The organism is Streptomyces sp. NBC_01591, from assembly GCF_035918155.1.
Lineage (GTDB): Bacteria > Actinomycetota > Actinomycetes > Streptomycetales > Streptomycetaceae > Streptomyces.
Window position 1 is genome coordinate 1819343 of record NZ_CP109327.1, and the last position, 18365, is coordinate 1837707.

Annotated in this window: 18 protein-coding genes and 2 pseudogenes; 8 read left to right on the forward strand and 12 right to left on the reverse strand. The window is 70.7% G+C overall.

What is annotated here, in order from left to right; all coding sequences use genetic code 11:
* Positions 1–63: 63 nt before the first annotated feature.
* Positions 64–261, reverse strand: coding sequence for a hypothetical protein (locus OG978_RS08490; RefSeq protein ID WP_326764606.1), 198 nt, complete (start codon positions 259–261; stop codon positions 64–66).
* Here OG978_RS08490 and OG978_RS08495 point away from each other — a divergent pair.
* The gene (locus OG978_RS08495) at positions 260–889 is read left to right on the forward strand and encodes a pyridoxamine 5'-phosphate oxidase family protein (protein WP_326764607.1); all 630 of its coding nucleotides are present in this window, start codon (positions 260–262) and stop codon (positions 887–889) included. The two genes, OG978_RS08490 and OG978_RS08495, sit on opposite strands and share 2 nt — an antisense overlap.
* Positions 890–944: 55 nt before the next feature.
* Positions 945–1643, forward strand: a complete 699-nt coding sequence (locus tag OG978_RS08500) for a L,D-transpeptidase family protein (RefSeq protein ID WP_326764608.1) — start codon at positions 945–947, stop codon at positions 1641–1643.
* 24 nt (positions 1644–1667) lie between these two features.
* Here the strand turns inward: OG978_RS08500 and OG978_RS08505 are convergent, their stop codons facing one another.
* The 8 genes from OG978_RS08505 to OG978_RS08540 all read right to left on the reverse strand — a co-directional run bounded on the left by OG978_RS08505 (position 1668) and on the right by OG978_RS08540 (position 10599).
* Complete coding sequence (locus OG978_RS08505) at positions 1668–2204, reverse strand: arginine repressor (RefSeq protein WP_072484461.1); 537 nt, start codon at positions 2202–2204, stop codon at positions 1668–1670.
* A 10-nt stretch (positions 2205–2214) separates the two neighbouring features.
* Positions 2215–3411, reverse strand: coding sequence for an acetylornithine transaminase (locus tag OG978_RS08510; protein ID WP_326764609.1), 1197 nt, complete (start codon positions 3409–3411; stop codon positions 2215–2217).
* Entirely contained in the window at positions 3408–4310 is a 903-nt protein-coding gene (gene argB / locus OG978_RS08515; RefSeq protein WP_326764610.1) for an acetylglutamate kinase, read from the reverse strand. The genes OG978_RS08510 and argB overlap by 4 nt, the downstream gene beginning before the upstream one ends.
* Positions 4307–5461, reverse strand: coding sequence for a bifunctional glutamate N-acetyltransferase/amino-acid acetyltransferase ArgJ (gene argJ / locus OG978_RS08520; protein WP_326764611.1), 1155 nt, complete (start codon positions 5459–5461; stop codon positions 4307–4309). Before argJ ends, argB begins: the two co-directional genes overlap by 4 nt.
* Positions 5458–6486: an N-acetyl-gamma-glutamyl-phosphate reductase gene (gene argC / locus OG978_RS08525; RefSeq protein ID WP_326764612.1), complete on the reverse strand. Its 1029-nt coding sequence runs from the start codon at positions 6484–6486 to the stop codon at positions 5458–5460. Before argC ends, argJ begins: the two co-directional genes overlap by 4 nt.
* Positions 6487–6569: 83 nt before the next feature.
* A complete protein-coding gene (locus OG978_RS08530) occupies positions 6570–7724 on the reverse strand; it encodes a CaiB/BaiF CoA transferase family protein (RefSeq protein WP_326764613.1) in 1155 nt (384 codons plus the stop codon).
* Positions 7725–7786: 62 nt separating this feature from the next.
* Complete coding sequence (locus tag OG978_RS08535; protein WP_326764614.1) at positions 7787–8983, reverse strand: acyl-CoA dehydrogenase family protein; 1197 nt, start codon at positions 8981–8983, stop codon at positions 7787–7789.
* Positions 8984–9018: 35 nt separating this feature from the next.
* A complete protein-coding gene (locus OG978_RS08540) occupies positions 9019–10599 on the reverse strand; it encodes a class I adenylate-forming enzyme family protein (RefSeq protein WP_326764615.1) in 1581 nt (526 codons plus the stop codon).
* Positions 10600–10733: 134 nt separating this feature from the next.
* On the opposite strand from OG978_RS08540, the gene OG978_RS08545 reads away from it, so the two are divergent.
* Positions 10734–11336 (forward strand): TetR/AcrR family transcriptional regulator, encoded by a 603-nt coding sequence (locus tag OG978_RS08545; protein ID WP_326764616.1) that lies wholly within the window; start codon positions 10734–10736, stop codon positions 11334–11336.
* 6 nt (positions 11337–11342) lie between these two features.
* On the opposite strand, the gene OG978_RS08550 is transcribed toward OG978_RS08545, so the two are convergent.
* On the reverse strand, positions 11343–12692 hold the full coding sequence (locus OG978_RS08550; RefSeq protein ID WP_326764617.1) for an MFS transporter: 1350 nt from the start codon (positions 12690–12692) through the stop codon (positions 11343–11345).
* A 333-nt stretch (positions 12693–13025) separates the two neighbouring features.
* Between OG978_RS08550 and OG978_RS08555 the strand changes: the two genes are divergently transcribed.
* The 4 genes from OG978_RS08555 (at position 13026) to OG978_RS08570 (ending at position 16221) form a co-directional block, all read left to right on the forward strand.
* Positions 13026–14210, forward strand: coding sequence for a serine hydrolase domain-containing protein (locus OG978_RS08555; RefSeq protein WP_326764618.1), 1185 nt, complete (start codon positions 13026–13028; stop codon positions 14208–14210).
* A gap of 102 nt (positions 14211–14312) precedes the next feature.
* Positions 14313–14810 carry a peptidylprolyl isomerase gene (locus OG978_RS08560; RefSeq protein ID WP_326764619.1) on the forward strand — a complete coding sequence of 166 codons (498 nt, stop codon included), beginning with the start codon at positions 14313–14315 and terminating at the stop codon, positions 14808–14810.
* A 110-nt stretch (positions 14811–14920) separates the two neighbouring features.
* Positions 14921–15439 (forward strand): hypothetical protein, encoded by a 519-nt coding sequence (locus tag OG978_RS08565; RefSeq protein ID WP_326764620.1) that lies wholly within the window; start codon positions 14921–14923, stop codon positions 15437–15439.
* A gap of 38 nt (positions 15440–15477) precedes the next feature.
* Entirely contained in the window at positions 15478–16221 is a 744-nt protein-coding gene (locus OG978_RS08570) for a Clp protease N-terminal domain-containing protein (RefSeq protein WP_326764621.1), read from the forward strand.
* Positions 16222–16553: 332 nt separating this feature from the next.
* Here OG978_RS08570 and OG978_RS08575 read toward each other — a convergent pair whose 3' ends face one another.
* Together OG978_RS08575 and OG978_RS08580 are read right to left on the reverse strand one after the other, a co-directional pair.
* Entirely contained in the window at positions 16554–17129 is a 576-nt protein-coding gene (locus OG978_RS08575; protein ID WP_326764622.1) for a histidine phosphatase family protein, read from the reverse strand.
* 146 nt (positions 17130–17275) lie between these two features.
* A pseudogene (locus OG978_RS08580) lies at positions 17276–17779 on the reverse strand (PLP-dependent aminotransferase family protein); the annotation flags it as partial.
* On the opposite strand from OG978_RS08580, the pseudogene OG978_RS08585 reads away from it, so the two are divergent.
* Positions 17780–18337 (forward strand): annotated as a pseudogene (locus tag OG978_RS08585) (DMT family transporter); the annotation flags it as partial.
* Positions 18338–18365: the final 28 nt, after the last annotated feature.

Sequence of the window (18365 nt, forward strand, 5' to 3'; positions counted from 1 at the left end):
GGTGGGTGTGCGACCGCCTCCCCGCACGGAGGGCCGGGGAGGTGGTCACGTAACTACTGGGGGTCAGGCGAGGTCACGCTTCTCGGACTCCCGCCCGGTCACGGGTCTCTTTTTGATGGCGCGATCACTGATGGGCATAACTATGCAGACCAATGCATGTTTTGTCAAAGGCGTGATCGCCGCCCCGCGCCCCCGAAGAAGCGTCCTGCCAGGTGAAATCACCTCGCCACCACCGGATTTGGCGACGACAATGGCCGCCATGGGGAAAACATACGAACGCATAGACGGACGGATCAGGGCCTTCATCGAAGAGCAGCACATCTTCTTCACGGCGACGGCGCCCCTGGACGGCGAGGGCACGGTCAACCTCTCCCCCAAGGGCGTCAGCGGTTCGTTCGCCGTCGTCGACGAGCTGACCGTGGCCTACCTGGACTTCGCGGGCAGCAATGCGGAGACCGTCGCCCACCTCCGCGAGAACGGCCGGATCACGCTGATGTGGTGTGCCTTCCAGGGGCCGCCGAACATCGTGCGGGTGCACGGTCGCGGCGAGCCGGTCTTCCGTGACGATCCGCGGTTCGGCGCACTGCTCGAACACTTCCCGGGCGTGGACCCCGGCCTCCACGGGCTGCGCGCCGTCATCGTGGTGAGGGCCGAGCTGATCCGGGACACCTGCGGCTACGGGGTGCCGTTCATGTCGTACGACGAGGACCGGACGCTGCACGCCCGGCGCTTCGCCCGCGAGGACGACGTCTCGCTGAGTGCCTACTTCGAGAAGAAGGAACACATCGCGACGAGTATCGACGGACTTCCGGGGCTGCCGCTCCCGCTGCCGGCCATGCCCCGGGCGGACGGCGAATCGGCGGACCGGGATTCGGCGGACCGGTATTGAGCCGTACGGAGCAGATCCGCGGGTGGCGCCCGGCCGGAGGGTCTACCGTCCGGACATGCGCAGATCTCTGGTGACCTTTTCGGTACTGCTCGCGCTGGCGGGCTCGGTCGCGGCCCGGCCCGCCGCCCCACCGCTCCCGGCACGGATGGCCGACACCGGCGGCGGCACCCAGCTGATCACCGCCGAGGCCCCGGCCAAGGGCTCCACCACGGGCACCGTCACCTGGTGGAACCTGCGGCGGGGCACCTGGGTGAAGGGCGGGTCCACCCCCGCCCGCTTCGGTGCGAACGGCCTGGCCGAGGGGGCGTCGCGCAAGCAGGGCACGAACACCACCCCCACCGGTCTGTACGACCTGCCGTACGCCTTCGGGATCAAGCCCGCACCGGCCGGCACCGTCCACCCGTACCGCCGGGTCAACGACCGGTCGTGGTGGTGCCAGGACAACGCGGCGCGGGCCTACAACCGCTGGGTGGAACCGCGGCCCGAGGACTGCCGGGCGGGCGAGGCGGAGCACCTGATCGCCTATCCGACGCAGTACGCCCGCGCGCTCGTCATCGGGTTCAACTACGAACGGCCGGTGCGCGGACGCGGCGCCGGGATCTTCCTGCACGTCAACGGGCGTGGCGCGACCGCCGGTTGTGTCTCCGTACCGGCGGCCGCGATGGACCGGATCCTCGACTGGGTGAACCCGGCCCGCCGTCCGCACATCGCGATCGGGACCCGGTCGGGCCCGACCGCGATCACGCGCTACTGACACACCCCGGCAACACCGGCCCGCTCAGCGCTCGTTCTGGGCCAGTCGCAGCAGATGGTCGGCGAGCGCCTGGCCGCCCGCCGGGTCACGGCTGATCAGCATCAGGGTGTCGTCACCCGCGATGGTGCCGAGGATGTCGTGCAGTTCTGCCTGGTCGATGGCCGAGGCGAGGAACTGGGCCGCGCCCGGAGGAGTGCGCAGCACCACGAGGTTGGCCGACGCCTCCGCGGAGATGAGCAGTTCGGCGGAGAGCCGCCGCATCCGCTCCTCCTTCGCGGACCCGCCCAACGGCGCCTGCGGGGTGCGGAATCCGCCCTCGCTGGGCACCGCGTAGATCAGCTCACCGCCGGTGTTGCGGATCTTCACCGCGCCCAGCTCGTCCAGATCGCGGGAGAGCGTCGCCTGGGTGACGCTCAGCCCGTCGTCGGCGAGGAGCTTGGCCAACTGGCTCTGCGAGCGCACCGGCTGCCGGTTCAGGATGTCCACGATCCGGCGGTGGCGTGCGGTGCGGGTCTGCGGCACGGACGGCCCGCCGTACTCGGTTTCCTGCGCCTCGGTCATCGTCGTCGCCTCATTCTCCGGATCGTCCGTCCCCTTTTGCCGCGTCGAGAGCGCCGGGCAGTGCCTGGAGCAGCGCGTCGACCTCCGCGTCGCCGATGATCAGTGGCGGCATCAGCCGCAGGACATCGGGGGCGGGTGCGTTCACCAGGATTCCGGCTCTCTGAGCCGCCTGTTGCACCTGAGGTGCGAGGGGCTCGGTGAGCACGATACCCAGCAGCAGCCCGGAGCCGCGGACATGGGAGACCAGCGGGTGACCCAGGCCCTCCACGCCGTCCCGGATCTTCTCGCCGAGCCGCTTCACCCGGTCCAGGACGCCGTCGGCGGCCAGGGTGTCCAGGACGGCGAGACCGGCGGCGCAGGCGATCGGGTTGCCGCCGAACGTCGTGCCGTGCTGGCCCGGTTGCAGCAGATCGGCCGCCGGGCCGAAGGCCACGGTCGCGCCGATCGGCAGTCCGCCGCCGAGGCCCTTGGCGAGGGTGACGACATCGGGCTCGATGCCCTGGTGGGCCTGGTGCTCGAACCACTGGCCGCAGCGGCCGATGCCGGTCTGCACCTCGTCGAGGACGAGCAGGGTGCCGGTGGCCCGGGTGATCTCCCGGGCGGCCTCCAGATATCCGGCGGGCGGAACGACCACGCCGTTCTCGCCCTGGACGGGCTCGATGATCACCAGCGCGGTGTCGGTGGTGACGGCGGCCCGCAGGGCGTCCGCGTCGCCGTACGGGACGTGCGTGACGTCGCCGGGCAGCGGGAGGAACGGCTCGCGCTTCTTGGGCTGGCCGGTCAGTGCGAGCGCGCCCATGGTCCGGCCGTGGAAGCCGCCGTCGGTGGCGACCATGTGGGTCCGTCCGGTCAGCCGGCCGATCTTGAAGGCGGCCTCGTTGGCCTCGGCGCCCGAGTTGGAGAAGTAGACGCGGCCACTCCGGCCGAAGAGCTGGAGCAGCCGTTCGGCGAGCGCGACGGGCGGTTCGGCGATGAAGAGGTTGGAGACATGGCCGAGGGAAGCGATCTGGGTGGAGACGGCCTCGACGACGGCGGGGTGGGCGTGCCCCAGCGCGTTCACCGCGATACCGCCGACGAAGTCGAGGTACTCGGTGCCGTCGGCGTCCCACACCCGGGCGCCCTCGCCGCGGACCAGGGACAGCTGCGGAGTCCCGTAGTTGTCCATCAGCGCGTGGCTCCAGCGCTGTGCGAGCTCCTGGTTGCTCATGACTCCCCCTGTGCATCGGGAACGACCATCGTGCCGATTCCTTCGTCGGTGAAGATCTCCAGCAGGATCGAGTGCTGGACCCGGCCGTCGATCACGCGGGCGGTCTCGACGCCGTTGCGCACGGCGTGCAGGCAGCCCTGCATCTTCGGCACCATGCCGCTGGAGAGTTCCGGCAGCAGCTTCTCCAGCTCGGCCGCGGTGAGCCGGCTGATCACGTCGTCGCTGTTGGGCCAGTCCTCGTAGAGGCCCTCGACATCGGTGAGGACCATCAGCGTCTCGGCGTTCAGCGCGGCGGCGAGCGCGGCGGCCGCCGTGTCGGCGTTGACGTTGTAGACGTGGTTGTCGTCGGCGGAGCGGGCGATGGAGGAGATGACCGGGATCCGGCCGTCGTCCAGCAGCGCCCGGATAGCCCCGGTGTCGATGGCGGTGATCTCGCCGACCCGCCCGATGTCGACGATCTCGCCGTCGATGGTCGGCCGGTGCTGGGTGGCGGTGATCGTGTGGGCGTCCTCGCCGGTCATGCCGACGGCGAGCGGGCCGTGCTGGTTGAGCAGGCCGACGAGTTCGCGCTGGACCTGGCCGGCCAGCACCATCCGTACGACGTCCATCGCCTCGGGCGTGGTGACGCGCAGGCCCGCCTTGAACTCGCTGACCAGGCCCTGCTTGTCGAGCTGGGCGCTGATCTGCGGGCCGCCGCCGTGCACGACGACGGGCTTGAGGCCGGCCTGGCGCAGGAAGACGACGTCCTGGGCGAAGGCCGCCTTCAGATCGTCGTCGATCATGGCGTTGCCGCCGAACTTGATGACGACGGTCTTGCCGTTGTGCCGGGTCAGCCAGGGCAGTGCCTCGATGAGGATCTGCGCCTTCGGGAGTGCGGTGTGTTTCCGCGCCGGGGTCATGAGCTGTACGCGCTGTTCTCGTGGACGTAGTCCGCGGTGAGGTCGTTGGCCCAGATGACGGCGGACTCGGTGCCGGCGGCGAGGTCGGCGGTGATCTTGACCTCCCGGTAGCGCATGTCGACGAGGTCGCGGTCCTCGCCGACGCCGCCGTTCTTGCAGACCCAGACGCCGTTGATGGCGACGTTCAGCTGGTCGGGCTCGAAGGCGGCCTTCGTCGTACCGATCGCGGAGAGGACCCGGCCCCAGTTGGGGTCCTCGCCGTGGATGGCGCACTTGAGGAGGTTGTTACGGGCGATGGAGCGGCCCACCTCGACGGCGTCGTCCTCGGTCGCGGCGTTGATGACCTCGATCCGGATGTCCTTGGAGGCGCCCTCGGCGTCACCGATGAGCTGCCGGGCGAGGTCCGCGCAGACCTTCCGTACGGCCTCGGCGAACTCTGCCTGCTCCGGGGCGATTCCGCTCGCTCCGGAGGCCAGCAGCAGCACGGTGTCGTTGGTCGACATGCAGCCGTCGGAGTCGACCCGGTCGAAGGTGGTGCGGGTGGCGGCGCGCAGCGCGGAGTCGAGTCCGGCGGCGTCGATGTCGGCGTCGGTGGTGAGGACGACCAGCATGGTGGCGAGGCCCGGGGCGAGCATGCCCGCGCCCTTGGCCATGCCGCCGACGGTCCAGCCCTCGCCGCCCGCGACGGCGGTCTTGTGGACGGTGTCGGTGGTCTTGATGGCGATGGCGGCCTTCTCGCCGCCGTGCTCGCTGAGGGCGGCGGCGGCCTGCTCGATGCCGGGCAGCAGCTTGTCCATCGGGAGCAGCGTGCCGATCAGCCCGGTCGACGCGACCGCGATCTCGCCCGCGTTGTGGCCGGTGAGCACCTCGGCGGCCTTCTCGGCGGTGGCGTGGGTGTCCTGGAAGCCCTTCGGGCCCGTGCAGGCGTTGGCACCGCCGGAGTTGAGCACGACGGCGGTGACCTCGCCGCCCTTCAGCACCTGCTCCGACCAGAGGACGGGGGCGGCCTTGACGCGGTTGGAGGTGAAGACGCCCGCGGCGGCGCGACGCGGACCGTGGTTGACCACGAGGGCCAGGTCCGGGTTACCGCTCTCCTTGATTCCCGCGGCGATGCCCGCCGCGGAGAACCCCTGTGCTGCCGTGACACTCACGGTGCGACTCCGATCGTGGAAAGACCTGTGTCCTCGGGAAGTCCGAGGGCGATGTTCATGCTCTGCAGGGCACCGCCGGCGGTGCCCTTGGCGAGGTTGTCGATGGCGCTGATCACGATGATCCGGCCCGCTGTTTCGTCATGGGCGACCTGGATCTGTACGGCGTTGGAACCGTAGACGGACGCCGTGGCGGGCCACTGCCCCTCGGGGAGCAGGCCGACGAAGGGTTCGTCGGCGAACGCCTTCTCGTACACGTCACGGACGGACTCGGCGGTCACACCGGGCTTCGCCTTCGCGCTGCAGGTGGCGAGGATGCCGCGGGGCATCGGCGCCAGGGTCGGCGTGAAGGAGACCGTGACCGGTTCACCGGCTGCCGCGCTGAGGTTCTGGATCATCTCGGGGGTGTGCCGGTGGGCGCCGCCGACGCCGTACGGGGACATGTTGCCCATCACCTCGGAGCCGAGCAGATGCGGCTTGGCCGCCTTGCCCGCCCCGGAGGTACCGGACGCGGCGACGATCACGGCCTCGGGCTCGGCCAGCTGGGCCGCGTACGCCGGGAAGAGCGCGAGAGAGACGGCGGTCGGGTAGCAGCCGGGCACCGCGATACGCTTGGAGCCCGCCAGCGCCGAGCGCCCGCCCGGCAGTTCGGGCAGACCGTAGGGCCAGGTACCGGCGTGCGGAGAACCGTAGAACTTCTCCCAGTCCGCGGCGTCCTTGAGCCGGAAGTCGGCCCCCATGTCGACGATCAGCACCTCGTCACCGAGCTGCTCGGCGACGGCGGCGGACTGCCCGTGCGGGAGGGCCAGGAAGACGACGTCGTGCCCGGCGAGCACCTCGGGGGTGGTCGGCTGGAGCACCCGGTCGGCGAGCGGCCGCAGGTGCGGCTGCAGCGCACCGAGCTTCTGCCCCGCGTTGGAGTTGGCCGTGAGCGCCCCGATCTCGACCTGGGGGTGAACCAGCAGGAGACGGAGCAGCTCCCCACCGGCGTATCCGCTCGCCCCTGCCACTGCTGCGCGTACCACCATCGAAACCTCCTCATCGATGGCATGACTATACGCAGCGGTGCACTTTTATGCAAAGCTTCTCCGGAAGACACCCATCCGGACCGTCACAGCGGGTCGGAAGGCCGGCGGGTGGGGAGTCGATCGAGTATTTCCCGGGTGTGCCTGCCCAGGGCGGGGGCCGGGTTACGGAAGGTGTCGAGGCCGGCTCCGAAGGTCACGGGGAAACGGGCCTGCGGGCAGGTGGCGGGGTCGGCGGGGGTACTGAACAGCTGCCGGGCAACGGCGTGGGGGTCGGCCAGGAGTTCGCCGGGGGTGGTGAGGACGGGGGCCCAGGGAGCGTCGAGGTCGTTCAGGCGTTCTTGCCACCAGGCGTAGTCGCGGGCCCGGAAGACTCCGCGCAGCAGGCCGCTCACGGCCTGCCTGGCGGCGGTGCGGTCGGCGCGCCGGTCGTAGGCGGGGGTGTCCAGTGCGGGGAAGTCTCCTGCCAGTCCGGTGCGGAAGCGGTGCCAGAACTTGTCCTCGAACGTGGCGAGGGAGAGGCGGCGCCCGTCGGCGGTGGTGAAGGTGTCGTTGTCGCCCTGGACCAGGCCCGCGTCGAGGGGGTCGGGGATGTCGCGCAGCGGCAACGCGAAGAGGGAGCACCAGGCGGTGATGGATTCGCTGAGGGACACGTCGATGTGCTGGCCTTCGGCCCCGGTGCCGAGGGCGGCGGTCAGGGCGAGGGCCGCGTGCATGGCTCCGGCCATGTCGCCGATCCGGACGCCGGGGCGGGTGATCTCGCCGTCGAGTCGTCCGGGGACGGTGAAGAAGCCGGACAGGCCGAGGAAGTTGAGCTCGTGGCCGGGTTTCTGTGCGTAGGGTCCGCTCTGCCCGTAGCCGCTGAGCGAGCACAGCACCAGGCGCGGATTGGCCTCGTGGAGAGCGGCGTAGCCCAAACCCATCCCGTCGAGGACGCCGGGGCGGAAGCTCTCCACCACGGCGTCGGCGGTACGCACCAGGTCCAGGAAGGTGTTCCGGCCGTCCTCGCCGCGCAGGTCGAGGACGACCGATCGCTTGTTGCGGTTGAGCGCGTCGAACAGGTCGGGGGCGATCCGCAGGGGGTCGCCGGAGTGGGGGGATTCGACCTTGATGACGTCGGCGCCGAGGTCGGCGAGCAGGGACGTGGCGTAGGGGCCGGGCAGGAGCCGGGAGAGGTCGAGGATGCGCTTGCCCGTCAGCGACGACCAGGCGGGGGCTGCGGATGGAGTGGGTGTTGTCACCGGGTTCACCTGTCTTGCGGCGTGAGGGGCGGGTCTTGCGGTGTGAGGGCGGGCAGACGGGGTCAGGCCATGAAGGCGAGGCCGTGCGCGATGCCGTTGCGCTGGATCTCGGAGGTGCCGGTCAGGATGCGGAACATGCGGATCTTGCGGAACAGGAACTCGATCTCGTTGCCCTGGGTGAGACCTTCCTTGCCGTGGATCTGGACGGCCTGGTCGAGGATGCGGAAGGCGGACTCGGCGACGAACAGCTTGCTCATGAACGCCTCGGTGCGTACGTCCTTGCCCTGGTCGAGGGCGGCGAGCGCGGCGTAGGTCATGGAGCGGGCCGCGTACAGCTCGGTGGCCATGTCCGCGACCTTGTGCTGGATGGACTGCAGGGCCAGCAGGGGCTGACCGCCGGCGACCTTGCGGGTGCGGGTGCGCTCCAGGGTGAGGTCGAGTGCCCGGCGGGTGGCGCCGATGACGGTGGGGCAGTGCAGGAGCCGGTTGGTGGTGACGCGACCGAGCGCGATCCGCATGCCCTTGCCCTCCTCGCCGAGGAGGTTCCGGGCGGGTACGTAGCAGTCGTCCAGGACGATGTCGCTCTCGATGTGCTCGCCGGACATGGGCGTGGCACCGTCGGCCACCCGGCAGCCGGGGCTGTCGAGGTCGACGAGGAAGGCGGAGAAGGACGGCTTGTCCCCTTCCTGTTCGCCGGTCTCCGCCATCCGGGCCACCACGATGGCGAAGTCGGCGAACGGGCCCGCGGAGCTGAAGACCTTGTGGCCGCTCAGACGGTAGCCGTCGCCGTCCCGGACGGCAGTGGTGCGCATGGACCGTACGTCGGAGCCGGCGTCGGTCTCGGTCAGCGAGAAGCAGCAGGCGCGCTCGCCGCGCACCAGGGGCAGCAGGTATGTGTCCAGTTGGTACTCGGTGGCGTGGTCGAGGATGTCACCGGCACGGAGCGGGCCGCCCATGTCGCCGAGCACGCTGTGGCCCAGGACGCGTCCGCAGGCCCCGACCTCCTCCTTCAGGGCGGCCAGCGCGGTGTAGGAGAGGTTCTGGCCGCCGTACTGCTCGGGCAGATGGATGCCGTAGAAGCCCAGCTCGCGGCTGCGCCGCCAGACGGGTTCGAGGTCGGAGCGGGTGAGGCGGCTCTCGTGGGTGATGCCGCGGTCGCGTTCGTAGTCGGCGAGTTCGCCGTCGAGGTACGTGCGGAGCCGGTCGACGAGGCCGGCGAGCCGGGGGTCGTCGTAGGCGGGGCGCAGGGAGAAGGTCATGGTGGGGTGGTCCTTGCCGGTCGGAGGGGGCGGGGTCAGTTCACGCGGCGGTCGGCGCCGGCCCAGAACGGTTCACGCACGGCCTTGCGGTCGAGCTTTCCGTTGCGGTTGTGGGGCAGTTCTCCGACGAAGTCGACGCTCCTGGGCTTCTTGAAGCGGTCGAGTCGCTCGGCGCAGAACGCGGTGATCTCGTCGGCGCTCGGCGCGTGGCCGGGGCGGGGCACGATGACGGCCTTGACCGCTTCGCCCCACGTCTCGTCGGGCACGCCGACGACGCAGACTTCCTGGACACCGGGGTGTTCGTAGAGGGCGGCCTCGACCTCGGTGGAGTAGATGTTGAACCCCCCGGAGATGATCATGTCCTTCTTGCGGTCGACGAGGAACAGGTAGCCGTCCTCGCGCATCCAGGCGAGGTCGCCGGTGTGGACCCAGCCGTCGCGGAACGTCTGCGCCGACAGTTCGGGCTCCTGCCAGTACTCGCGTACGCAGTCGGGGCCGCGGACGATGAGTTCACCGACCTCACGGGGCGGCAGCGGCCGGCCGGCCTCGTCGACGATCCGGATCTCGGTGTCGTACATCGCCCGTCCGCAGGACTGCAGCAGTTCGGGGTCGTCCGCGACGGCGCGGGCGATCTCCTGGCTGCTCAGTCCCGCCACCACACTGGTGGTCTCGCCGAGGCCGTAGCCCTGCGCCACGACCGGGCCGAACAACTGCACGGCGTCCCGCAGGCGTTGGGGTGAGATGGGCGCACCTCCCACACGCACGCCGGTCAGGCTGGAGAGGTCCCGCGCGGTCGCATCCGGGTGGGCCAGCACCATGTTGACCATGGCGGGGACGAGGAACGTCGCGGTGATGCGTTCCTTCTCCACCGTGTCCATGAACGCCTCGGCGCTCCAGGTCGGCAGCACGTAGGTGGTTGCCCCGGCGAACACGTTGGCCAGCAGGGTCATGCCGGTGGCGTGGGTGATGGGGCCGCAGGCGAGGTAGCGGGTGCCCGGCCGGGGGCGGGATTCGTCGCTCATCAGGAGTTTGCGCATGTTCGCGAGGCGGTTGCCGAAGGTCTGGACGGCCGCCTTGAGCGCTCCGGTGGATCCGGAGGTGAAGTTCAGGACGCACGGGGCGTCCCCGTCCACGTCGGTGGCGACCGGGGCGGCCTCCACCTCGCCGAGCAGGGTCCGGTAGCCGAGGACCGCGGCGGCACCCGGTATCGCGGCCGAGGCCGGCTCGTCCTCCAGGAGCACGGGAAGACAGCCGGTGCCCGAAGCCTCGATGGCGGCCAGCGCGTCCTCACGGTGCGCCGCGTCGAACAGGAGGACGCGCACCGGCGCGTAGCGCAGGATGTGCTCGATCTCGCTGCGCCCCAGCCGGGCGTTGATCGGCGCGCGCACCAGTCCGGCCTTGTAAAGGGCGAATTCGACCTCGACCAGTTCCCCGCGGTTCCAGGCCAGGGAGGCGACCGCGTCGCCGGGGCGCAGCCCCCGGGCGACCAGGGCCGAGGCGAGCCGGTCGGTCGCACTGTCCAGCTCCGCGTACGTCCAGGAACGCTCGCCGCTGACCAGAGCGGTCGCGTCGGGCCAGTAGCGGGCGCTGCGGGTGAGGTACGTGCCGAGGTTCATCAACGATCTCCAGCCTTGCGGTCTGACCAATTGAATACAGAAAGAACGTTTACAGACAGAATGTTTTGTATCTTGTGGGCTGTCAAGAGCCATCTAGACTGTGCGCCGACCACGACAGGACCGAAGGGGGCCGCATGGCCGAGGACAGGCGCACCAGGCGTACCCGCAGGGCGCTGGGCACCGCACTGGTGGAGTTGGTGCTGGAACGCGGCTTCAGTGCGCTCACCGTCGAAGACATCACCGAGCAGGCCGATGTCGCACGCGCCACGTTCTACGCACACTTCAAGGGCAAGGACGACCTGTTCGCGCGCGTGACCACCGACCTGCTGGAGCAACTCACGCAGCGCCTGGAACCGGCGGTCTCCGGCAGCGCCATCGGGTTCACCGGCAAGCCGCTGCTGGAGATGTTGCGGCACGTCAGTGACGAGCGGGACGCGTACCGGGTCGTCCTGCGCGGCGAGGGGGACGGCAAGCCCCTGCAGATGTTCGTCGACTCCTGCGCCGCCGCGACGGCGCAGGAGTTCAAGGCCCGCGCCGAACGCAACAACGTCCAGCCGCGCATCGACGCCGACCTCCTGGCCCGTGTCTGGGTGGGCGAACAGATCGCCGTACTGCGCTGGTGGGCCGAGCAGGACACCCCGCCGATGCCCGCCGAGGAGGCCGTGCGCATGCTTCTGGACCTGGCCCTGCACGGCCGGTACTGGGCCAGCGGATTCACCGCACCGGACCAGGGCTGACCCACCCTAGGGCCTGTCCGACCCCGATCCGCCGGACAGGCCCTGGAGCGCGCCGAGTCGTGCGGCGTCCCGTGCCGGGCGGATGCAGCAGGCGGCCACGACCCCGCAGGCGATCATGACGACCGCCGCCAGGGCGAACGACTGCGTGTAGCCCGCGCTCGCCGAGGGCGCCGTATCCAGCAGATGGCCCGTCAAGGACGGAGCCAGCAGCCCCGGCAGCGTCCCCGTCGCGGCCACGATCCCGAAGAGCGCGCCGCGCTGGGAGGCGGGCACGACCGCCGCGGCCGTCATGTAGTGCAGCGGAAAAGCGATGGAGTGCACCGCGAAGGCGACCGCGATCAGGACGAGCCGCACCGGCAGCGGGCCGACGAAGGGGAACACCGCCATCGCCGTCCCCGCACACGCCACCGCGAGGCCCTGCGGCACACCGCTGGAAAGGCGCATCGACACGCCGCGCCGGGCCAGCCGGTCGATCACGGGGGACAGCGCCAGCAGCAGCACGAAACTGAAGGCGGACACGGCGCTGAGCACCGCCGCCGCCGTTCCCGGGCTCATGGTGAGTTCGTTCTTGAGATATGACGGCAGCCAGGCCTGACTGAGGGCCATCGCCCACGACGCCCCGAAGGCGCTGGCCACACTCCCGATCACCGTGCCGCACAGCAACAGGCGGCGGTAGGGGACGCGGGCGGACCCGCCGGCCTCGGCCCGTACGCGCACGGGGGGCTGGTCGTAGGGTCCGTCGCGCCCGACGAACCACCACACCGCACTCCACACCAGACTCGTCACGGCCAGTGCGGCAAAGGCCGAACGCCACCCGAACTGCGTGATCAGCCAGGTCACCACGGGCGCTGCCATGAGGGTGCCGAGGGCGGCGCCACTGATCTGCAGGGCCGAGGGCAGACCGCGGCGGCCCACCGGAAACCACTTGTAGAGGGCGTGCATCGACATCGGCGTGGCCGGCCCCTCCGCCGCGCCGAGCAGCACCCGGCCGGCGACCAGCGCCGGTACGGCCGCCACGATCAGGACGGGCAACTGGGCCAGGCCCCACACCAGGCACATCACGAACAGCAGCACGCGGCTGGAGATGCGCGAGGAGAAGAAGCCGACGACCAGCCCGGAGAGGCTGAACAGGATCGAGTAGGAGCTGGAGATCAGGCCGTAGGTGCTGTGGCTGATGTCCAGCTCTTCCATGATCGGGTCGGCCGCCAGTCCGAGCACCGACTTGTCCGCGAAATTGACGATCATGAACGTGACGATCAGCGCGGTGACGACCCAGGCGCGGCGCCGGTCGAACGCCGGCGCCCCGAGTTCACCGGAAGCGTCGAGAACCAGCGGCGGTGATGGCTGAGAGGGCATAGGGAGACTCCTGCGGTTCGGGAGAAGCAGGGGGCGATGCTCTGGTGGCGGGAGGTTCGGCATCGGGCACACGCGGGCAGCGGCGCCGCTCCCGTCCGGGCACGCCCTGTCGGGGTGCGACGACAAAAGCAATTGGACTCAATGTCCATTAACGGGCTGCTGATTCGGCAACGTAACGTGCTGGCCACTTCCGGTCAATGGTTCTAGGGCAAGCAGGACGTCGCATGGCGTTACCTGCTGCCAGGGAAACCGGACCAGAACGCAGAGGCACTCGCAAAAATAGACGATGTGTATGGTAGTGATCAGGACGTCACTCAATATCGAGGAGCGCGTATGACCGACGCACCGCTGGCGAATCTCCACTGGTCCCGCGGCTACACCGACCCGGCATGGGTGCGCCGTTACACCACGGCGGGCCGGGAACTTCTGCCCAGCCGGCGGGTGTGGCGCGGACCGGGCCCCGCCCGCAGCCTGCCGACGGACACCGCCGGCATCGACGGGCTCACGATCACCACGCCCGACGACCGCACCCTGACCCTCCCGGACCTCTTCGCGGCCGCCCAGACCGACGCCCTCCTGGTGATGCACCGCGGCACCGTCGTCTACGAGACCTACCTGCACGGACTCCGGCCCCACGACGCCCACTTCAACGCCTCGGCGGCCAAGTCGTACATAGGTCTGCTGGCGGCCACCCTGGCCCACCGGGGGACCCTCGACCGCGACGCGACAGCCTCCGAGTACGTCCCCGAACTCGCCGGCACCGCCTTCGGGGACAGCACCGTCGACCACCTGCTGCACATGGGAACCCATGTCTCCTACGGCGGGCGCCCCTTCGACAAACCCGTCGAGGCCCAGCGCTACTTCGCGGTCGTCGCACCGCCCCTGCGCCCCTACGGCTACAGCGGCCCCACCAGCATCCGCGAACACCTCGCCACCGCACGCGCGACGGCCGCGCCGGGGACCGAGTTCCGCTACGAGAACGGCAACGTCGAAGCACTCGCCGAAATCCTCCGCCGCGTCACCGGCACCACCACCTCGGCCCTGCTGAGCGACATGATCTGGTCCCACCTCGGCGCCGACGAGGACGCCTACTACGTCCTCGACGGCGAAGGCACCGAGGCCGCCTGCGGCGGATTCAGCGCCACCGCCCGCGACGTGGCCCGGCTCGGCGAGCTGATCCGCTGCGGCGGCGCCGTCGGGGACCGGCAGATCATTCCGGACGCCGTGGTCGCCGCCATCCCCGACGCCCCGGACGGCTACGCCAAGCGCGTCCGCTTCCCCGCCGCGCCTCCCAGCACCCCCGCCACCCTCTCGTACCACGACTTCTGGTGGATCCTGAACGACCCCTGCGGCTCCTTCATGGCCAGCGGCATTCACGGCCAACGTCTCTTCATCTCACCGGAGTCGGAGACCGTCATCGTCCACTACGGGTCCCAGGTGATGTCCCCGGTCGCCCCCGTGGCCCCTCTCGTCCCGGCGTTCCTGCAGATCGGTGCCCATCTGCGGCACACCCGCTGAAAACGGTTCGGTCCGCTCCATCGGACCGCGGCGCCGCCCCTCCGCCGGGTTCTCGCCGTGCCCGCCCGTACGCGCCGAACGCGTCGATGTCAGGATGGTTCCATGACGAGCAAGGTTTACTTCGACATCACCATCAACGACGAGCCCGCCGGGCGAATCACGTTCAAGCTGTTCGACGACGTCGTTCCCAAGACGGCGGAGAACTTCCGCCAGCTGGCGACCGGCGAGAACGGTTTCGGTTACAAGGGGTCGTCCTTCCACCGGGTCATCCCCGACTTCATGCTCCAGGGCGGCGACTTCACCCGGGGCGACGGCACGGGCGGCAAGAGCATCTACGGCGCCAAGTTCCCGGACGAGAACTTCAAGCTGGCGCACACCAAGCCGGGCCAGCTGTCCATGGCCAACAGCGGCCCCCACTCCAACGGCTCGCAGTTCTTCATCACGACGATCGTGACGTCGTGGCTGGACGGCAAGCACGTGGTGTTCGGCGAGGTCGACGACGAGGACAGCATGAAGCTGGTCAAGAAGATCGAGTCCCTCGGCTCGCAGAGCGGCCGCACGCAGGCGAAGATCACCATCGCGGACAGCGGCACTCTCTGACCCGCACACGCAACCGCTGAACGAGCGCGCCGCCCGGCAGTCCCGCCGGGCGGCGCGCTCCGTCGTACCGGCGGCCGGACGGCTCCCGCTCCGCTCGCTACGGTGTCGGGATGGGGAACATTTTCCACGGCGGGGGCCGCAGCCTGGACCTGTCCAACGGGGGCACGGACGTCTTCGTCGACGTGCTCATGCTGGCCGTGTCCGATCTCGCCGACAGCACCTGGGAGTACCGCTTCGCCACCCTGCTGACCTTGCAGGACCAGTGCGTCCTGGGGCGCGGGGTGGTCGGATTCGACCTGGAGGACATCGACTGGGGCCGCTCCCCGCGCGAGCGGGCCGCGGCGAAGGACTTCGTCCTGCGGGTGCTCGATCTGGCCCTGCGCAGACATCGGTGGGACGAGCTGGGCTACGAACCGCCCTTCGCCGAGGGATATCTGCGGCAGTACCGGGAGATGGTCGAGGCTTTCGACCCCGCCGGCGCCGGGCGGCAATGCGGCGATCCCCCCTTTCCCGGCCCGGAGGAGGCCGCCATGGCCTCGTGCGTACGGCACCGCGTGCTGTGCGCGCCGGCGTACTGGGAGGCATGCGTCTTCTGCAATGCATCGCCCCGCCGACCCACTGTCAACTGATGGTTGACACCTCAGGACTGTCAACCTACGGTTGACGCATGGTGAATCCCGTACGCCCGACCAATCCCGTGCGCCTCGACGACCTGATCGAGGCCATCAAAAAGGTGCACACCGACGCCCTCGACCAGCTCTCCGACGCGGTGATCGCCGCGGACCACCTCGGTGACGTGGCCGACCATCTGATCGGACACTTCGTGGACCAGGCCCGGCGCTCGGGCGCCTCCTGGACCGATATCGGCAAGAGCATGGGGGTGACCAGGCAGGCGGCCCAGAAGCGGTTCGTGGCCAAGGACCCCGGCGAGGTGTCGGATCTCGACCCCAGCCAGGGGTTCAGCCGCTTCACCGAGCGGGCCAGGAACGTCGTGATGGCCGCGCAGAACGAGGCCCGCGCGGCACACAACGACGAGGTGGGCACCGAGCACCTGGTGCTGGGCCTGCTCAGCGAGCCGGAAGGGATCGGCGCAGCGTTCATCAGGGCCCAGGGCATCACACTGGAGGCCGTCCGCCAGGCCGCCACCGAGGCGCTGCGCCCGGCCGTGTCCGGCGAGCTGCCCGAGCTCATCCCGTACGACGCCGGGGCCCGCAAGGCACTGGAGCTGACGTTCCGGGAGGCCCTCCGGATGGGCCACAACTACATCGGGACCGAGCACATCCTGCTCGCGCTGCTGGAGCAGGAGGACGGTACCGGTGTGCTGACGGGGCTCGGCATCGACAAGGCAGCCGCCGAGAGGGGCATCGCCGAGGCCCTCAGCCTGATCGCCGCCTCGCTGGAGGACGGCTGAGCGAGCCGCCGGGGCCGCCGGACACACCGGCGGCCCCGGCGTCGGTGTGTCCGGCGCACCGGCCCCCGCCGCGGTGAATTCCGGCCAGTGCGCGGCGACCGGGGGGGCCGAGGCCTGCGAGGCCCCGGTCGGCGAGGACCAGGGCGCACCGAGCGGTCGCCCTTGTTCGCGTATCGGACGCTGACCAGCGTCTCCCGCTCCCGGGGCCGGATGCGGGCGCCGTCCGCCCGGCCGCCCCGGAGGCAGACCAAGGGTCCGCCGATCGGTACGGCGACCGCCGCGCCCGATTCCCCGTGCTCCCGGAAATTCGCCGTGAGGGTCTCCAGGAAATTTCAGCGGACTCCCGCTTCGAGCCTGAGGCTCCAGCGGCCGGGCGCGCCGGTGAGCGTGACCGTGGAGAGCGGCCCGACGTCCACGTTCCAGTACGTCGACGGCGGGGCCTTGAGCGCGTACACGAGCGCGGCCCGGACGACCGCCGGTTCGGCGACCGCGACGATGGCGCCGTCGCACGCGGGGCGGGTGTCCAGCCAGCCCCCGATCCGCGAGATGAACGCGAGCAGCGGTTCACCGCCGTGCGGGGCGGAGCGCGGGTCCGCGAGCCAGGCGTCGACCGCCGCGGGTTCGCACGCTGTGACGTCGGCGAGGGTGCAGCCGCGCCAGCGGCCCATGTCGCAGTCGCGCAGGGCCGGCTGGACGAGCGGGGCGAAGCCGAGCGCGTCGCCGGTCGCGCGACTGCGCGGGGTCGGTGAGCAGTAGCGCAGCTCGGCGGCGCCCAGCGGCACGAGGGCGGGCGCGGCAAGCCGTATTTCGTACAGACCGGTGTGGTCGAGCGGCCGGTCGTCGTCGAAGCGCTCGGCGAGCAGGCCGGAGCTGCGCGCCGCTGCGACCAACGAGACTCTGGAAGTCATGGCGGTGATCGTGGATCCGAACACCCTTCCGGTCAAGAGGGCCTTCACGAGTTCTTCCGTCCCGGCCCGGCCCGGGGCGGATCCCGCGGCACCTGCCCTCGATTGGCTTGAACCGGCCTTCTCAGGGACCGTGCGGGCAGCACCGATCAGGACCGGGGGCCGCCCCCGGAACCGGTCAGGACCTCGTCGCAGGCGGTGCGCAGCCGGCGGATCCCTTCGGCGATCTCGGCCGCCCCGGCGACCGCGGCGTAGCTCAGCCGGATCTGCGGGGACGGGGGTTCCGCGCAGAAGTACGGGCGGCCGGGTGCGATGGCGACGCCCGCGCGCAGGGCCGCCGAGACCACCGCGGATTCGTCCGTACCGGCCTCCGCTTCGGGCAGGCGCAGCCACAGGCTGCCGCCGCCGGCGGGGATGTGCTGGAGCGTGAGGGCGGGCAGTTCCGGGCTCAGGGCCGTCGTCATGGCGGTGCGGCGGTTCCTCAGCGCGGTCGACACGGAACGCAGGTGGTGGCCCCAGGCCGGGGATCCGACGAGTTCGAGCGCGGCCTCCTGGAGCGGCCGGGGAACGAAGAAGCTGTCGACGACCTGGATGGCCCGCAGCCGGCCCAGTACCGGGCCGCGGGCGGCGAGCGCCCCCACCCGCAGGCTCGGGCGGTGTTCTCCTCGCTGCGGACGGGCGCGCGGCCGCCACGCGCCTTCTGGGCCGCGGCGCTGGCCGGCGCGGCCGTGGTGATCGTGTTCACCGTGCAGCAGAGCGGGGGTGAGCTGTCCGGTGGCGATCTCTGTCTGTTCGGCGCGCTGCTGGTGTGCGCGGCGGGGTACACGGAGGGCGGCAGGCTGGCCCGGGTCATGCCGGGCTGGCAGGTGGTCGGCTGGGCGCTGGTCCTCTGCCTGCCGCTCGCGGTGGTGGGGGCGGCGGTCGCGTTGCCGGCCGAGCCGGTGCGGCTGACGGCACACGGGGTGATCGGTCTGGTCTGGGTGGCAGCCGTTTCGACGTTCCTCGGTCTGTACGTCTGGTACCGCGGGATGGCGGAGATCGGGGTGCCGCGGGCCAGCCAACTCCAGCTCGCGCAGCCCTTGCTGACCCTGGTGTGGTCGTTCTTCCTGCTCGGCGAGACGGCCTCGGCGGCGGCGCCGGTGGCCGCGCTCGCGGTGCTCGTCTGCATCGCGGTCACCCAGCGGGCGGGGCGCGCCCGGAGTCCGCGCTGAGCGGCCCGCGCTCCCTCCCGCCGGGCGA

Bases quoted from the DNA above. Each gene is read 5' to 3' on its own strand.
- OG978_RS08495 (WP_326764607.1), top strand. From the start codon at position 260: ATGGGGAAAACATACGAACGCATAGACGGACGGATCAGGGCCTTCATC.
- OG978_RS08490 (WP_326764606.1), bottom strand. From the start codon at position 261: ATGGCGGCCATTGTCGTCGCCAAATCCGGTGGTGGCGAGGTGATTTCA.
- OG978_RS08500 (WP_326764608.1), top strand. From the start codon at position 945: ATGCGCAGATCTCTGGTGACCTTTTCGGTACTGCTCGCGCTGGCGGGC.
- OG978_RS08505 (WP_072484461.1), bottom strand. From the start codon at position 2,204: ATGACCGAGGCGCAGGAAACCGAGTACGGCGGGCCGTCCGTGCCGCAG.
- OG978_RS08510 (WP_326764609.1), bottom strand. From the start codon at position 3,411: ATGAGCAACCAGGAGCTCGCACAGCGCTGGAGCCACGCGCTGATGGAC.
- argB (WP_326764610.1), bottom strand. From the start codon at position 4,310: ATGACCCCGGCGCGGAAACACACCGCACTCCCGAAGGCGCAGATCCTC.
- argC (WP_326764612.1), bottom strand. From the start codon at position 6,486: ATGGTGGTACGCGCAGCAGTGGCAGGGGCGAGCGGATACGCCGGTGGG.
- OG978_RS08535 (WP_326764614.1), bottom strand. From the start codon at position 8,983: ATGACCTTCTCCCTGCGCCCCGCCTACGACGACCCCCGGCTCGCCGGC.
- OG978_RS08540 (WP_326764615.1), bottom strand. From the start codon at position 10,599: ATGAACCTCGGCACGTACCTCACCCGCAGCGCCCGCTACTGGCCCGAC.
- OG978_RS08545 (WP_326764616.1), top strand. From the start codon at position 10,734: ATGGCCGAGGACAGGCGCACCAGGCGTACCCGCAGGGCGCTGGGCACC.
- OG978_RS08550 (WP_326764617.1), bottom strand. From the start codon at position 12,692: ATGCCCTCTCAGCCATCACCGCCGCTGGTTCTCGACGCTTCCGGTGAA.
- OG978_RS08555 (WP_326764618.1), top strand. From the start codon at position 13,026: ATGACCGACGCACCGCTGGCGAATCTCCACTGGTCCCGCGGCTACACC.
- OG978_RS08560 (WP_326764619.1), top strand. From the start codon at position 14,313: ATGACGAGCAAGGTTTACTTCGACATCACCATCAACGACGAGCCCGCC.
- OG978_RS08565 (WP_326764620.1), top strand. From the start codon at position 14,921: ATGGGGAACATTTTCCACGGCGGGGGCCGCAGCCTGGACCTGTCCAAC.
- OG978_RS08570 (WP_326764621.1), top strand. From the start codon at position 15,478: ATGGTGAATCCCGTACGCCCGACCAATCCCGTGCGCCTCGACGACCTG.
- OG978_RS08575 (WP_326764622.1), bottom strand. From the start codon at position 17,129: ATGACTTCCAGAGTCTCGTTGGTCGCAGCGGCGCGCAGCTCCGGCCTG.